Source organism: Streptomyces sp. YIM 98790, assembly GCF_011421595.1.
Classification (GTDB): Bacteria; Actinomycetota; Actinomycetes; order Streptomycetales; family Streptomycetaceae; genus Streptomyces.
On record NZ_WTLH01000100.1, the window covers coordinates 1 to 14,818 of the forward strand.

Here is a 14,818-nt window from a genome sequence, read left to right on the forward strand (position 1 = left end):
GCCGCCCCGGGCCGGCGGCCACGCCGTGCCGGCCGGGGCGGTGCGCGCCGCCGCGCCCCCGGCCTGCGGTCCACCGGATCTCCATGTGCTCCAGCTGATGCGGGTGTGACAGGGCCCGGCCCCCGCGGGGGCCGTCCGCACCCCGGGCGCCCCGCTGCACCCGGCGGCACCCTGCTTCCGAGCACTCCCGACGATCCCGAAGGACCGGACACCCACCATGATGATCACCCGTACCCGTACCCGTAGCCGTTCCGGTGCGCGGAGGCGCGCCCGGACCCGTGCCGTGCCGGCCGCGGTGGCCGTGCTGCTGGCCGCCGTGCTGACCGCCTGCGGGTCCGGCGACGGCCCGGCCGGCCCGTCGCCGGACCCGTCCGGGAGCACCGCCGAGGACGGCCACGGCCACGGCGACATCTCGGTCAGCCACGTCCACGGGCTGGGCATCGACCCGGCCGACGGCATGCTCTACATCGCCACCCACGAGGGCATCCTGACCGTGGACGAGCAGGGCAGGGCCGAGCACGTCAGCGAGGACCGCGCCGACTACATGGGCTTCACCGTGGCCGGGCCGGGCCTGTTCTACGGCAGCGGCCACCCGGAGCCGGGCAGCGACGAGCCCGCCCACCGCGGGCTGATCCGCTCCACCGACGCCGGCCGCACCTGGGAGACCCTCTCCCGGGGCGGCGAGTCGGACTTCCACGCGCTGGAGTTCGCGCACGGCACCGTCTACGGCTACGACAGCACCGCCGGGATGCTGCGGGTCAGCCCGGACGGCACCGCCTGGGAGGACCGGGCGTCGATCGCCGCCGCCGACATCGCGGTCAGCCCCGAGGACCCGGACGTGGTGCTGGCCACCACCCAGGGCGGGGTGGCCGCCTCCGCCGACGGCGGCCGGACCTTCGCGTCCGGCCGGCAGCCGGTGCTGGTCTTCCTCTCCTGGGCCGCCGCGGACGGCCTGTACGGGGTGGACCCGGCCGGCGAGCTGTACCGCTCCACGGACGGCGGGGCCGGCTGGGAGCGGTCCGGGACCGTGCCCGGCGGGCAGCCGCAGGCGCTGACCGCGGTGGACTCCGAACGCGTGCTGGTGGCCACCCAGGGCGGGATCTACGAATCCGGGGACGGCGGCGCCACCTTCACCGAGCGGCTCGCGCTCTCCTGACCGGGAGCCGCGGCGGAACGGAGCATCGGTCCGGTCGCCCCGGGTGACCGGACCGATCACGCCGAAGGCACCGACAGCACACGGAAGGTGAAAAACCGGCAAGCTGCCGAATCGGCCACCGTACCAGCTCCCGGCCGCCCTGCCGAGACATAGCGATCTTCACATCTTCTGCACGATTATGCCGGTGTCCCATGCCAGACGACTGAGCCGGCCGGCACCGGAGGCAACCTCGCTGGTCAGCGCCGCCCCAAGCTGACTGATCGACAAATTCCTGTGGCCACAAGGCCGTTGACAGCAGGTTTGCGAGCCCGAAAATAGCGTCGCGGATGTCCCCGTTGGCACGTGCCAGTCACACGGGAGCGCTATGCTGCCTGCCAGGCTCAGCGTATCCCATTGATCACCGGGAGTGATCACCCCCGCCCCCCAGGTGCACAACCCCGGCCTGCCTGCGGTGGGTTGCCGAGGGCGCGCCGGCCACCGAACGCCGGTATCCGTCGGCAGTCCGCGCTGAAGCCGCCCAAACATGCCCGATTCACGCCTTTGGCGGTACTTTGAGGATGCTCATGGTGCGTGCTGGATCATCGCCCGGCGGCCAACGCGCCGTTCGGTTCGTGGGCCTGCTGAGTCCCCTCCTGCTGGCGGCCGGGACGGCGGTCACCACCCTGGCCGCTCCCCCCGAGGCCCGCGCCTGGGTGCTGTGGACCGGAGCGGCCGCGACCGTACTCGTCGCCGCCGTCACGGCTCTGACCACCCGCCGCGACGGCCGGTTCGCCCGGCAGCAGGCGGAGGCCGAGGCCCGGCGCGCCGCGCTGGAAGCCGAGATCTCCGACCTGCGCGAGCAGGTGAGCGGCCAGAACGCCGCGGTCAACCGGCTGGCGCACGACCTGCTGCCCGAAGCGGTGCGCCGCATCCGGCGCGGCGAATTCGCCGAGACCGTGCTCACCGAGGCGACGGCCGAAGGACTGCCGCCCCGCTTCCACGAGGTCTTCCAGACCCTGCTCAGCCACACTCTGGAGATCGTGCAGACGGCCGAGAGCCGGCGCGACGCCGGCCAGCGGACCTTCCTCGACCTGGCCTACCGGCTCCAGAGCCTCACCAACCAGCAGGCGACCGTGCTGCGCGAACTCCAGCGCGAGCACGGCGAACTGCCCGACGTGGTCCGCGGCCTGATGCGGGTCGACCACATGAACGCGCAGATGGGCCGGCTCGGTGACTCCATCAGCGTGCTCAACGGCGGTCAGCCCGGCCCGCAGCGCACCCGCCCGGTCCCGCTCTACGACGCCCTGCGCGGCGCCGCCTCCCGGATCAAGGGCTACAACCGGCTCTCGCTGCCCGACCCCTCCCCGTTCGCGGTCATCGGCCACGCGTCGGAGTCGGTCATGCACACCCTGGCCGAGCTGCTGGACAACGCCACCACCTACTCGCCGCCGGGCACCCTGGTGCGGATCACCATGGAGCAGGTGGCCAACGGCATCGCCGTCGGCATCCACGACGGCGGCCTCGGCATGAACGAGGAGACCCGCGAACAGTGCGAGGACATCCTGCGCCGGGCCCACGCCGGCATCGGCCTGGAGGACCTCGGTGAGACCCCGCAGCTCGGCCTGGCGGTGGTCGGCACCCTGGCCCACCGGCTCAATCTCCAGATCTCCGTCGGCTCCTCCCCCTACGGCGGGGTGAGCATGGTGGTGCTCATCCCCAAGGAGCTCATCACCGCGGCGCCGTCCGACTACAACCGCGGGTACCTCCGCCCCGCGACCGAGGCGGCCGGGCCGGCCGCTCCGCCGGCGGGCGGCACCGCCCGGTCCGGCGGGACGGCGACGGCCACCGTGCCGGCCGCCCGCACCGAACCGTCCGGGCACGCGCCGGACGGGGGGGCGGCCGAGCGGACGGCCAACGGGCTTCCGCAGCGGCGGCGGAAGACCTTCTCGGCCGCCGCGGCTGCCAAGGCGGCGTCCGCTTCCGCCCCGGCCGGCGTCGGGGACAGTGTCCCCGAGTACACCGACGGGGAGCCCGGCGACTGGCTCGCGGCCTTCTCCCGCGGCCTGGAGTCGGCCCCGTCCGACGGCACCGGCCCCAGCAGTCCGAAGAACGACGACGTGTCAAGCAAGGATGGCCGTGACGACGACTGAGCAGTTCGCACCGTGGAATCTGGACTGGCTTCTCCAGGACCTCGCCAAGAGCGTTCCGCAGACCCGTCATGTGGTGGTCGTGACAGCGGACGGCCTGTGCAAGGCCAAGTGGAACACGGACCAGGAGACGGCCGAGCGGATCGCCGCCGGCTGTTCCGGGGTCCGGAGTCTCGCCGCGGCCCTGTCGGAGGAACTCCCGCCGCACGAGGACCGCAGGCTCCGGATGGCCGCCATCGAGCTCCCGGCCGGGTTCATCTTCGTGATGGACGCGAGCGAGGGTTCGCACTTGGCCGTGCTCACCGACCGGGGGGTGGACACCGGCCTGATCGCGCACCGGATGCGGGACCTGGTGGTCCGGCTCGGTGAGCACCTCAAGAGCAAGCCGCGCACCGACGGACGGCCCGGATGAGCGACGCCCCCGACTGGCACGAGGAATCGCCCGAGCGGTTCTTCATGATCACCGGCGGGCGGGCCGGTCATGAGGAGACGGCGGCGCTCGGCCTCGTCACGCTCATCCTGTCCAAGGCGGCGCCCAAACCGGGCATGTCGCTGGAGCAGTCCAGCGTGCTGCGGCTGTGCCGCTCCCCGCTGTCGGTGGCCGAGATCACGGCGCATCTGAAGCTGCCGTTCAGCGTCGTCACCGTCCTGCTGCTCGACCTGCTGGCCGAGGGACATGTCGAGGCGCGTTCCCCGGCTCCGATCCCCAAGTCGTCCCTGCCCGACCGAGACATCCTGCGGAGGGTCATCGGTGCGCTCCAAAGCCTCTGACCCGCTCAGCGCCGACAGCGCCGTGGAACCGCTGCTCGTGGAGCACGCGCTACCGGACACGGCACGCCTGGGCGTGAAGCTCGTCATAGCCGGCGCGTTCGGCGTCGGCAAGACCACCATGGTCCGTTCGGTCAGCGAGATCCGGCCGCTGGTCACCGAGGAGACCATGACGCAGGCCAGCGTCGGGGTGGACAGCACCACCGGTGTCGAGACCAAGTCCACCACCACCGTGGCGATGGACTTCGGCCGGATCACCGTGGACGACGAGATGATCCTGTATCTCTTCGGCACTCCCGGCCAGGAACGGTTCTGGTTCCTGTGGAACGGGCTGTTCGAGGGTGCGCTCGGGGCCGTGGTGCTGGTGGACACCCGCAGGCTGGAGGACAGCTTCGGCATCCTGGAGAAGCTGGAGGCCAGCCGGACCCCGTTCATCGTGGCGATCAACACCTTCCCCGATTCGATCGACTACTCCCACGAGGAGGTGCGGCAGGCCCTGGATCTGCCTCCCGGCGTGCCGATCGTGGGCTGTGACGCCCGGCGCCGGGACTCCAGCCGGGACGCCCTGCTGACCCTCCTGCACTACCTGCAGAACCTCGCCGACGCCTCGGAGGTATCGTGACCAGCCCGCATTCCCCCTCCTCCGGGGAGGTGTCCAGCCCGCCCCCGGGGTGCCCGGCGCATGCGGCGGGCTCCGGCCTCCGCGCCCTGTTCGGGCCGCGGGCGGAGACGGACCCCATGGGTCTGTACGCCGAACTGCGTGCCGAGTACGGGCCGGTGGCACCGGTGCTGCTGCCGGGGGACGTCGAGGCCTGGCTGGTCCTCGGGTACCGGGAGAACGTCGAGGTGGCCCGCAACCACTATCTGTTCTCCCGGGACTCGCGGATCTGGCGGGAGCACAAGCGGCTGACCCCGGACCACCCGCTGGCCCCGCTGACCGCCTGGCAGCCGCTGTGCAGCTTCGCGGACGGGGCCGAGCACCGGCGGCTGCGGGGGACGGTGATGGACAGTCTCGCCCGCTTCAACCACCGGGGCATCCGCCGCTACATCACCCGCTCCGCCGACGACCTGATCGACCGGTTCTGCGAGGCCGGCAAGGCCGATCTGGTCGAGGACTTCGGCGAGCACCTGCCGATGATGGTGATGGCCCAGCTGCTCGGCATCCCGGAGGACGAGGGGCCCGCCCTGGTGGAGGCCGTCCGGGAGATGTTCAGCGGTTCCGCCAAGGCCGGCGAGGCCAACGAGTACATCACCACGGTCCTGGGCGACCTGCTGGAGCGGGCGCACCGCAGGCCGCAGCACGACCTGGCGTCCCGGATGATCGAGCATGCGGCCGGGCTGGACGACGACTCGCTGCTCCAGCACCTGCGGCTGGTGCTGGTGGCGGCGCACGCGACCACGGCCAGCCTGATCGTGGACTCGACCCGGGTGCTGCTGTCGGACGAGCGGTTCCGGGGCAATCTGCAGGGCGGTCACATGCGCCTGCCGGACGCCCTGGAGCAGGTGCTGTGGGACTACCCGCCGTTCATCACCATCACGGGACGCTGGGCGACCACCGACACGATGCTCGCGGACCAGCAGATCCGGGCCGGCGACATGCTGGTGCTGGGCCTGGCGGCGGCCAACACCGATCCGGCCGTGCGGCCGAACCTGTCCGCCCCGGTGATCGGCAACCGGTCCCATCTGTCCTTCGGTGCCGGTGACCACACCTGCCCGGGGCAGCACATCGCGCGGGCCATCGCCGACTCGGGGATCAGCACGCTGCTGAGGAGGCTGCCGGATGTGGAGCTGGCGGTCGGGCAGTCCGAGCTGACCTGGCACGCCACGCTGCTCACCCGGCGGCTGACGGAGCTGCCGATCACCTTCACCCCGCGTCCCCGGGGCGTGGGTGACGCCCTTGTCTGGGAGAGCGCACCGGCGCCGGCCGGCGCCGGGCGCTGAGCGGTTCCGTGCTCCTTCCGGCTTCCGGAGCCGGAAGGAGCACGGGTGCGGGGGTGCAGAGGGGCTCAGGTGTCGAGGTGCCGCCACCACCAGGCGGCGGCGGGGACCGGCGGCGGACCCGGGTCGGGGTCCGAGGGGGTGTCCCGCCAGGAGATGTGCCAGGAGGCGCCCGGCACGGGCAGCGGGTGCCGGTTCCTCGGGCTGGCGTAGCGGGGGGCGTTGTTCATCCAGTGGATGCAGCCCGCGATGTAGTGGTCCAGCACCCGCAGATAGCGGGCGAGTTCACCGGCGGCGGTCCGGGCGACCTGCTCCCGCAGCCGCACGTACAGGCTCATGGTCCGGTCGCGCAGCGCGGCCGCCTCCTGCAGCGCCTCCTGCGGTGAGCAGCCGCGGTCGCGGGCGAGGATGTTGACGATGTTCGGGTCGAGCAGTTCGGCGCTGTCCTCCTTGGGGTAGGAGAAGAAGTCGTTGTCGCAGCTCACGATGAAGCCCGCGGCCTCGGTGAGCGCCTGCACCCGCGGGTCGTACAGCAGCTCCCCCGGAAGGGCGACGCCCGCGGCGAGTTCGCTCCAGGCGAGCGAGAAGCGGGTGCCGTTGACCGAGGGACGCATCGCCACATAGTCGGAGAGCGCCGGCAGTTCCCGGCGCTCCTGGGTGCCGACCAGCCAGGAGGCCCCCCACAGCCAGTCCCGCAGGCCGTGCGTCACCCGGTGCAGCTGGACCGGGGTGAGTGCCTCCCGGGTGCGGGCCGCGAGGTCCTCCAGGGCCCGGGTCAGGGGTTCGCGGGAGTCCAGCAGGGCCGCGCCGGGGATTTCCAGGGTGCGCAGAATCCGGGTGTTGATGTCCACGATCTCGCGGGTGCGGATGGCGGCGGACCCGGTGTCGTGCCAGTTGTCGTCCAGGGCGAAGGCCCAGTGGTTCCAGAGAATGAACAGCAGGATCAGTTCCGGGTCGCCGTCCGGGATGAGCCGGCAGCTGAAGTCGGTGCTGTGGGTGGCGGCGCTCCAGGCGAGTTCGCGCTGGTCGCGGACGATTCCCGAGGCGGCGACCCAGTCCAGCGCCCGGCGCTGAAGGTCCGCGGCGAGGGGGTGGACGGGCGGGTCGGCGGGCGGGATGGGGCAGTAGAAGCTCGGCAGGGTCCAGCCGGTTGTTGCGGAGGCGGTCATCGGGGCCGAGGTCATGGCGATGGCTCCAGGTCTCCGTGCTGACGTGCGAACGTGCCGGTGGGCCGGCGGGGCGGTGGGCCGGCGGGGCCGGGGGCTGTCGTGCCGGGTGCCGGGGGCGGGTCAGGGCCGGTGCGACGGCAGTCGGAAGAGGAGCAGCCGCGTCTCCACCTCGCGGTCCCGCCACAGCCGGAAGAAGACGCTGTGCCGGCGGGCCGACTCGGCGAGCCGGGCGGGGATGATGGTGGGTCCGGCCGGCTCCGCGCCCGGCCGCTGCGGGACGGACTGTTCCAGTTCCATGACCGACCAGGCCATGCTCTGCACCCAGAACTCGGTCACCCGCTCGGTGAGGTCGTCGTTGTCCTCCAGGACGAAGCCCGCCTCGCCGGCCGCGGTGAGGTACTCGTCCAGGGTGCCCAGCCGGGTCTTGTAATAGCCGTCGAGATACCCGGCCCAGCGGTCGCTGGTCAGGAAGTGCTCCTCGATGCCGAACCAGCCGCCGGGCCGCAGGGCCCGGGCGACGACCGGGAAGAGCCGCTGCCGGTCCATGTATCCGCTGCTCTCGATGGCGACGGCGGCATCGTATCTCCGCTCCTCGCGGAGGTCGTGGATGTCCAGCAGCATCGGGCTGACCAGGTCGGAGACCCCGCCTGCCCGGATGAAGTCCCACAGATGGGGCACGTGGGCGGCCGTGTTGGTGAGTGCGGTGACCCGGGCGCCGTGCTCCTGCGCCCAGTAGAGCGAGCCGCCGCCGAGCCCGCAGCCGATGTCGAGCAGGTCGCGGGGTGGTCTCTCGGTCACTCCCCAGCGATGGGCGGCGTGGTCGAGCATGGCTTCCTGCGACTCGCAGATGCGCCTGCGTATGACCTCCTGCCCGGCCGCCGAGGTGGGATGGGTCTCGTTGAACAGTCCCAGATGGAAGTGCGGGGCACCGCGCCTGCTGCCGCCGTACTTCCGGATGATCTCATCGGTCTTGGACGAGTAGTACGTCGGTACCGTCCCCAAACCCTCGCCGGCCGTGGAGACAACACCCGTATGGGGTCTATCGGACACCGGTCCTCCCTGACTGCTTTCCACGGGCATATGACGTGAACAGGCCATGCCTACCCATGGCCGGCAGGCACCAACCTGTGATCAATCACATTCCGACATGAGTTGGTCACAAGCTGCACATGGAGAAGCCGAGTCCCATAAGAAACCACCCCAGTCCCACGAACATCAACTATCCAAATATGGCGTCGAGTTGATCAGTTCCGGTCAAGAAGTCCACTGCCGACAGGCACATCAGGGCATCACGCGGGGAACACCTCCACCGATGAAAACGCGCCACAGAAGGGACCCCTCGTCATGCCCGACAACACACCGCGCACCGCACCGCCCGGCCCCGGGGCAGCGAACCGGCCGGTGGCGGGCCGGGCACCGGCCGTGCCCGGGGCCTGGCCGCTCATCGGCCACGCACCGCGGCTCGTCCTGGACCCCCTGAGATTCATCACCTCCCTGCCCCGGTACGGCGATGTCGCCCTGCTGCGGATCGGCACCATGCCGCTGTACGCCGTCAACCATCCGGCGCTGGTCAATCGCGTGCTGGTGGACGACGCCCGCAGCTTCGAACGGGGACGCTTCTTCGAAAAGGCCCGGCCGATCCTCGGCCAGGGGCTGCTCGCCGCGTCGGGTGCCGAACACCGCCGGCAGCGCCGCCGCCTCCAGCCCGCCTTCCACGCCGCCAGGATCGCGGGCTACGCCCCGGTGATGCGCGCGGCCGCCGAGTCGGCGACGGCCGCCTGGCGGCCGGGCCAGGTCATACAGGTGGACCGCGAGATGAACGATCTCTCCCTGGCCATGCTGATGCGGTCGCTGTTCGCCGGGGATGTCGGGACGGAGGCGGCGGAGAGGTTCCAGCGGGCGCTGCCCGTCGTCTCCCGCGAACTCATGGTGCGGGTGGCCATGCCCTCCTGGTGGGCATCGCTGCCGACCCCGGCCAACCGGCGCTTCACCCGCGCCATCGAGGATCTCAACACCGCGATCGGCACGTCCATCGCCGCGTACCGGCGCGGCGGGCTGGACCCCGATGGCCTGCTCTCCCTGCTGCTCGCCCCGGACGGCGGCGAGGACGGCGAGCGGTTCACCGGGACACAGGTGCGCGACCAGGTGCTCAACTTCGCCGTGGCCGGGGTGGAGACGGTGGGCGCCTCCCAGGCATGGCTCTTCCATGAACTCGGGCGCAACCCCGGGGTGGAGGCCCGGGTGCACGCGGAACTGGACCGGGTGCTCGGCGGACGGCCGCCGGAGTACCGGGACCTGCCCGCCCTGGACTACACCCATCGCGTGGTCAAGGAAACCCTGCGGGTGCATGCGCCCTGGCTGCTGATGCGGCGGGCGAACCGCGATGTACGGCTGGGCGACGTCGACGTGCCGGCCGGGTCGGAGGTGTGCTACAGCCCGCACATGCTGCACCACGACCCGCGCTGGTACCCCGAGCCCGGCCGCTTCGATCCGGACCGCTGGCTGCCCGAGCGGACCGCGGACCGGCCGCGCAACATCTTCTTCCCCTTCGGCACCGGCGCCCACAAGTGCATGGGGGATTCCTTCGCCCTCACCGAGATGGCCGTCGCCACGGCCGTGATCTGCAGCCGCTGGCGGCTGCGTCCGGTGCCGGGCGTCAAGGTGAAGGAAGTGGCACGGGCCGACGTCCACCCCAGCCGGCTCCCGATGACCGCCGAGCCGCGGACCCCCGCCGCGTGACCACTGCTGCGTGACCCCCGCCGCGTGACCACTGCCCGGGAGCGGGGCCGGTCCGCACACCGGCCGGACCGGGCCCCCGCTGCCCCGGCCCCGCCCGGCGTCGCCCGGCCCCGGGCGGATCACCGCCGCGTGTTCACGTATTCACGCCGGGTGGAGGTCTGATTCGGCATAGTGTGGGCAGCAGAACGGTAAAGGCGGGCAACTCGTGACCGGACGGGACGACTTGCGTGGTCCGGTCAGGCATCCGCCGTGCCGCGTGCCGGACGGCGAGGCGCGGTCCGGCCTCCCTTCCCTGCCCCTAGGAGCACCCCCATGGACCTGATCACCCGCGCCGCCTGGGGCGCCAAGCCCTGGCAGGGCACACCCCGTTCGGTGTCCCTGTCGGAGCGGACCACGGTGATGATGCACTACCACGGCGACCCGCCCCCGTACTCCACGGGCGTGCGGGTGCCCCGCGAGGTGGAGGCCATCCATCTGGCGAACGGCTGGGCCGGTGTCGGCTACAACTTCCTGGTCGACCAGGCCGGCGCGGTCTACGAGGGCCGCGGCTGGGGCCTCGTCGGTGCCCACTGCCCCGGCTACAACCGCACCGGCTTCGGTGTCTACGTGGCCGTCGGCGGCAGCCAGAAGCCCAGCGACGCCGCGCTGCGCTCGGCCCGCGACGTCTACGACGAGGCATGCCGGCGGACCGGCAGGACCCTGGCCAAGAAGGGCCACCGGGACGGCCTCGCCACCAAGTGCCCGGGAGATCCGCTCTACGCCTGGGTGCGGGACGGCATGCCCCGCCCCGGCGGCGGCTCCCCCGGCCGTCCCACCGTGTCGCTGTCCCGGCTGATCGCGGCGGCGCGCAACGACCCGCCCAGGTCGGGCACTCCGGTGTCCTACTCGGGGGTCGCGACGGTGGAGGCGGCCCTGGTGGACGAGGGCCTGCTGGCCTCGCGGTACGCGGACGGGCACTTCGGCACCGCGACGGTGGCCGCCTATGCCGCCTGGCAGCGCAGGCTGGGCTTCACCGGCCCGGACGCCGACGGCATCCCCGGCCGCACCTCGCTGACCAGGCTGGGCGACAAGTACCGCTTCACCGTCACCGACTGATCCGTGCCCGGCCCGGGCTGGCCGGCCCGGGGCGCGGCACGGACGGGGCGGCCCGCCCCGCACGGCGGCGGCCGGCCGCGGCGGGGCCCTGCCCGGCGCGCTACTCCGCCCAGACCTCCGGGCCGGGCCCGCGCCACTCCACCACCTCCGGATCGGTGAGGTCGATGCTGTCCGGATCGGCCCCGGCCCGGCGCAGGAACTCCACCAGTTCCCCGGTGTCCCGGGCGATGCCGAGAATCTCCCGGTCCACCCGTACCCGGCGGCCCCCGCCCGGGGTGGGCGGGTAGACGACGATCCTGGGTGCGGTCACACCGCCATCGTGCGCCCTGGTGCGCCGGCGCGCCAGACGGGAGAGGCGCCCCGCCGGGGCCGCCCGCTACGCGGCCAGTCCGGCCAGCAGCGCGGGCAGGGATTCCCCGATCGGGGCACGGATGATCTCGTCGGCCAGCGCGTCGTACGGGGTCGGCTCGGCGTTGACGATGATCAGCCGGGCGCCCTGCCCGGCGGCCAGCCCGGCCAGCGAGGCGGCGGGCTGGACCTGCAGGCTGGTCCCCACCGCGATGAAGATCCGGCAGGCCCGGGCGACGGCCACGGCACTGCCCAGCACCTCGGGATCGAGCCGCTGCCCGAACATCACGGTGGCGGACTTCAGCACCGCGCCGCAGCCGCGGCAGTCCGGGTCGGCCTCGCCGGCCGCCACCCGCTCCAGGGCCTCGGTCATCGGGCCGCGGGCTCCGCAGCCGGTGCACTCCACCGTGCGGGCGTTGCCGTGCAGCTCCAGCACCTTGCGTTCCGGCAGGCCGGCCCGCTGGTGCAGCCCGTCCACGTTCTGCGTGAGCACCCGCACCGGCACGCCGGAGCGGTCCAGCTCGGCCACCGCCCGGTGCGCGGCGTTGGGCTCGGCGCGCAGCGCGGGACTGTTCAGCCGCACCTGCCAGGCACGCCGCCGGACCTCGGGGTCGTTCATGTAGGTCTCGTAGGTGACCAGCTTCTCCGCGCCGGGATCGCGGCGCCACAGGCCGTTCGGTCCGCGGTAGTCCGGGATGCCGGAGTCGGTGGAGATCCCCGCCCCGCTGAGGATCGCCACCGTGGGCCGGCGCCGCCCCTCGTCAGCGTTCATGAGGAAAGCTTACGATCGCCCGCATGTTCACCACGCGGCCGACTCTTCAGGGCACTTTCGGAATGGTCTCCTCCACCCACTGGCTGGCCTCCCAGTCGGCCATGGCGGTGCTGGAGGACGGCGGCAACGCCTTCGACGCGGCGGTCGCGGCCGGCTTTGTGCTGCATGTGGTGGAGCCGCACCTCAACGGCCCGGCCGGCGACGTGCCGATCCTCCTGGCCCCGGCGGGCGGCCGGGTCCGGGTCCTGTGCGGCCAGGGGCCCGCCCCGGCCGGGGCCACCATCGCGCACTACCGCTCGCTCGGCCTGGAGCTGGTGCCCGGCACCGGCCCGCTGGCCGCGGTGATACCCGGTGCCTTCGACGCCTGGATGGTGCTGCTGCGCGACCACGGCACCCGCACCCCGGCCGAGGTGCTGACATACGCCATCGGCTACGCCGAGCACGGCCACCCGGCGGTGGAGCGGATCACCGGCACCATCGAGTCCGTCCGCGAGCTGTTCGAGACCGAGTGGACCTCCTCGGCCGAGGTCTGGCTGCCCGGCGGCGCCGCCCCGGCCCCGGGCTCGCTGATGCGCAATCCCGGTCTGGCCGCCACCTGGCGGCGGCTGCTCGCCGAGGCCGGGGCGGCCGGGCCGGACCGCGAGGCGCAGATCGAGGCCGCCCGGCGGACCTGGCGGGAGGGCTTCATCGGCGAGGCGATCGCCGCGCACGCCGCCCGCCCGGCCATGGACTCCACCGGGGAGCGCCACGCCGGCGTGCTGACCGGCGACGACCTGGCCGGCTGGTCGGCCGGCTACGAGGAGCCGGTGACCTACGACTGGCGCGGCTGGACGGTCTGCAAGGCCGGCCCGTGGAGCCAGGGCCCGGTGCTGCTCCAGCAGCTCGCCCTGCTCGACGGCCCCCTGGAGGGCGGGCTGAACGGCGTGGTCAGCCCCGAGGGCTACGGCTCGCCCGAGTACCTGCACGCGCTGATCGAGGCGAGCAAGCTGGCCATGGCCGACCGCGAGGCCTGGTACGGCGACTCCGCCGAGGTGCCGCTGGAGGACCTGCTGTCACCGGGGTACAACGCCGCCAGGCGGGCCCTGATCGGCGAGCGGGCGGTGCCCGGCCTGCGCCCGGGAGCCCCCGGCGGACGGCCTCCCGTACTGCCCGCGCACGCCGCGCGGGCCGGCGCCACGGGCGGCGCCGGGTACGACGCCATGGGCATCGACGCGGCGGCGACCGCACCGGGGACCGGCGAGCCCACCGTGGCCCGCAGCGGCGAGACCCAGGGCGACACCTGCCACGTCGACGTGGTGGACCGCTGGGGCAACATGGTCAGCGCCACGCCCAGCGGCGGCTGGCTGCACTCCAGCCCGGTGGTGCCCGGCCTGGGCTTCCCGCTCGGCACCCGGCTGCAGATGACGTGGCTGGAGCCGGGGCTGTCGTCCTCGCTGGTCCCGGGCCGCAGGCCGCGCACCACGCTCACTCCCTCGCTGGCGCTGCGCGACGGCGAGCCGGTGATGGCCTTCGGCACCCCGGGCGGGGACCAGCAGGACCAGTGGCAGACGCACTTCTTCCTGGCCGTGGCGCTGCGCGAGCGCCCGGTGCGCGGCGGCTGGGACCTGCAGGGCGCCATCGACGCCCCCAACTGGCACCAGGACAGCTTCCCCGCCTCCTTCTACCCGCGCCGTGCCCGGCCGGGCAGCGTGACGGTGGAGTCCCGGGCCGGGGAGCGCGCGGTGGAGGAACTGCGGCGCCGCGGCCACCTGGTGACGGTGGCGGCGCCGTGGACCGAGGGACGGCTGTGCGCGGTGGCCCGCGACCCGCAGACCGGGGTGCTGTCCGCCGCCGCCAACCCGCGCGGCATGCAGGGCTACGCGGTCGGCCGCTGAGCCCCGCCTCCGGCGGCCCGCCGGGGCTGGAACGGAGGGCTCGACCGTGGGAGAGCCGGTCCGGGGGACCGGACGGGGAGGGCCGGACGGGGCTGGTCCGGTGGCTGGGCGCCGCTCCGCCGACGCCCCGTCGGCTCGCCCGGGCGTGTGACGCGTCGCCCGGAGGAGAAGAGGCCGAAAACCCGCTGTAGCACAGCGGAAACGCTTCTCGTAACACGCCTCCGGTTGAGTATCGTCATGGCTGAGATGTCGAAGCCGGAGGACCCCGAGGCGGCCTTCAGTGCCGAGCTGCGCCTGATCACCGGGTCACTCGATCCGGCCGGCGGATGGTATGCGGCATTCACCGGACGCCTGCCGGACGAGCTGGACACCTGGCTGTCCGGCCGGGCCCTGCCGCCCTGGGACATCGTGGCCGATCTGCTGCAGGACTTCTCCTCCCGGCACGGCGCCCGGGCCGAGCCGCGGGCCCGCTCGCTCCGCTACTGGTACGAGGCGGTGCTGCGCGCCGAGGACCGGCGGCCGGACGCGCGGGAGGTGCTGCTGCGCAGGCGGGCCCGTGCGGAACAGGAGCAGCGCGAGGCCGTCCACCAGGAGCGGCAGCTCGCCGAGGCCGCCCGGCAGGCCCGGCTGGACGGCCGCCACCAGGAGGCCGAGCGGTTCGCCGTGCTGCGGCTCTGGGCACGGGACGACGGCCACCGGGCCGCCGCCCGGCTTGCCGAGCTGGAGCAGCGGATCGCGGCCCTGCCCGCGCCGCGGCTGCGCACGGTCCCCGGCTCCGCCGCCCCGGGTGAGACCGCCGCCGGTCCCGGCGAGGGCTCCGGAGCCGCGGGCCG

At 73.3% G+C, this 14,818-nt stretch carries 13 protein-coding genes and 1 pseudogene; 10 read left to right on the forward strand and 4 right to left on the reverse strand.

Going from position 1 to position 14,818, the window contains the following annotated elements; translation table 11 throughout:
- Positions 1 to 283: 283 nt before the first annotated feature.
- From GQS09_RS17160 to GQS09_RS17185, 6 genes are all read left to right on the forward strand, one after another.
- The gene (locus GQS09_RS17160; RefSeq protein WP_165987178.1) at positions 284 to 1,156 is read left to right on the forward strand and encodes a F510_1955 family glycosylhydrolase; all 873 of its coding nucleotides are present in this window, start codon (positions 284 to 286) and stop codon (positions 1,154 to 1,156) included.
- Between the two features lie 611 nt (positions 1,157 to 1,767).
- Entirely contained in the window at positions 1,768 to 3,285 is a 1,518-nt protein-coding gene (locus GQS09_RS17165; protein WP_165987137.1) for a sensor histidine kinase KdpD, read from the forward strand.
- Positions 3,272 to 3,694 carry a roadblock/LC7 domain-containing protein gene (locus tag GQS09_RS17170; RefSeq protein WP_313896186.1) on the forward strand — a complete coding sequence of 141 codons (423 nt, stop codon included), beginning with the start codon at positions 3,272 to 3,274 and terminating at the stop codon, positions 3,692 to 3,694. Before GQS09_RS17165 ends, GQS09_RS17170 begins: the two co-directional genes overlap by 14 nt.
- A complete protein-coding gene (locus tag GQS09_RS17175) occupies positions 3,691 to 4,053 on the forward strand; it encodes a DUF742 domain-containing protein (RefSeq protein ID WP_165987141.1) in 363 nt (120 codons plus the stop codon). The genes GQS09_RS17170 and GQS09_RS17175 overlap by 4 nt, the downstream gene beginning before the upstream one ends.
- Positions 4,034 to 4,672, forward strand: coding sequence for a GTP-binding protein (locus GQS09_RS17180; RefSeq protein ID WP_399552543.1), 639 nt, complete (start codon positions 4,034 to 4,036; stop codon positions 4,670 to 4,672). Before GQS09_RS17175 ends, GQS09_RS17180 begins: the two co-directional genes overlap by 20 nt.
- Before the next feature lie 116 nt (positions 4,673 to 4,788).
- Positions 4,789 to 5,991, forward strand: a complete 1,203-nt coding sequence (locus GQS09_RS17185; protein WP_165987147.1) for a cytochrome P450 — start codon at positions 4,789 to 4,791, stop codon at positions 5,989 to 5,991.
- Between the two features lie 65 nt (positions 5,992 to 6,056).
- Here the strand turns inward: GQS09_RS17185 and GQS09_RS17190 are convergent, their stop codons facing one another.
- Together GQS09_RS17190 and GQS09_RS17195 are read right to left on the reverse strand one after the other, a co-directional pair.
- The gene (locus GQS09_RS17190) at positions 6,057 to 7,172 is read right to left on the reverse strand and encodes a terpene synthase family protein (protein WP_165987149.1); all 1,116 of its coding nucleotides are present in this window, start codon (positions 7,170 to 7,172) and stop codon (positions 6,057 to 6,059) included.
- Between the two features lie 105 nt (positions 7,173 to 7,277).
- Entirely contained in the window at positions 7,278 to 8,207 is a 930-nt protein-coding gene (locus tag GQS09_RS17195) for a class I SAM-dependent methyltransferase (protein ID WP_313896187.1), read from the reverse strand.
- A 294-nt stretch (positions 8,208 to 8,501) separates the two neighbouring features.
- Here GQS09_RS17195 and GQS09_RS17200 point away from each other — a divergent pair, with 294 nt between their 5' ends.
- Positions 8,502 to 9,896 (forward strand): cytochrome P450, encoded by a 1,395-nt coding sequence (locus GQS09_RS17200; RefSeq protein ID WP_165987153.1) that lies wholly within the window; start codon positions 8,502 to 8,504, stop codon positions 9,894 to 9,896.
- A gap of 312 nt (positions 9,897 to 10,208) precedes the next feature.
- Positions 10,209 to 10,991 carry an N-acetylmuramoyl-L-alanine amidase gene (locus GQS09_RS17205; RefSeq protein WP_165987155.1) on the forward strand — a complete coding sequence of 261 codons (783 nt, stop codon included), beginning with the start codon at positions 10,209 to 10,211 and terminating at the stop codon, positions 10,989 to 10,991.
- Positions 10,992 to 11,091: 100 nt separating this feature from the next.
- Here GQS09_RS17205 and GQS09_RS17210 read toward each other — a convergent pair whose 3' ends face one another.
- Positions 11,092 to 11,301: a hypothetical protein gene (locus GQS09_RS17210; protein WP_165987157.1), complete on the reverse strand. Its 210-nt coding sequence runs from the start codon at positions 11,299 to 11,301 to the stop codon at positions 11,092 to 11,094.
- Between the two features lie 66 nt (positions 11,302 to 11,367).
- The gene (locus tag GQS09_RS17215; protein WP_165987159.1) at positions 11,368 to 12,111 is read right to left on the reverse strand and encodes a Sir2 family NAD-dependent protein deacetylase; all 744 of its coding nucleotides are present in this window, start codon (positions 12,109 to 12,111) and stop codon (positions 11,368 to 11,370) included.
- Between the two features lie 23 nt (positions 12,112 to 12,134).
- Between GQS09_RS17215 and GQS09_RS17220 the strand changes: the two genes are divergently transcribed.
- Positions 12,135 to 13,985 carry a gamma-glutamyltransferase family protein gene (locus GQS09_RS17220; protein WP_165987161.1) on the forward strand — a complete coding sequence of 617 codons (1,851 nt, stop codon included), beginning with the start codon at positions 12,135 to 12,137 and terminating at the stop codon, positions 13,983 to 13,985.
- Between the two features lie 237 nt (positions 13,986 to 14,222).
- Positions 14,223 to 14,818 (forward strand): annotated as a pseudogene (locus tag GQS09_RS17225) (hypothetical protein); the annotation flags it as partial.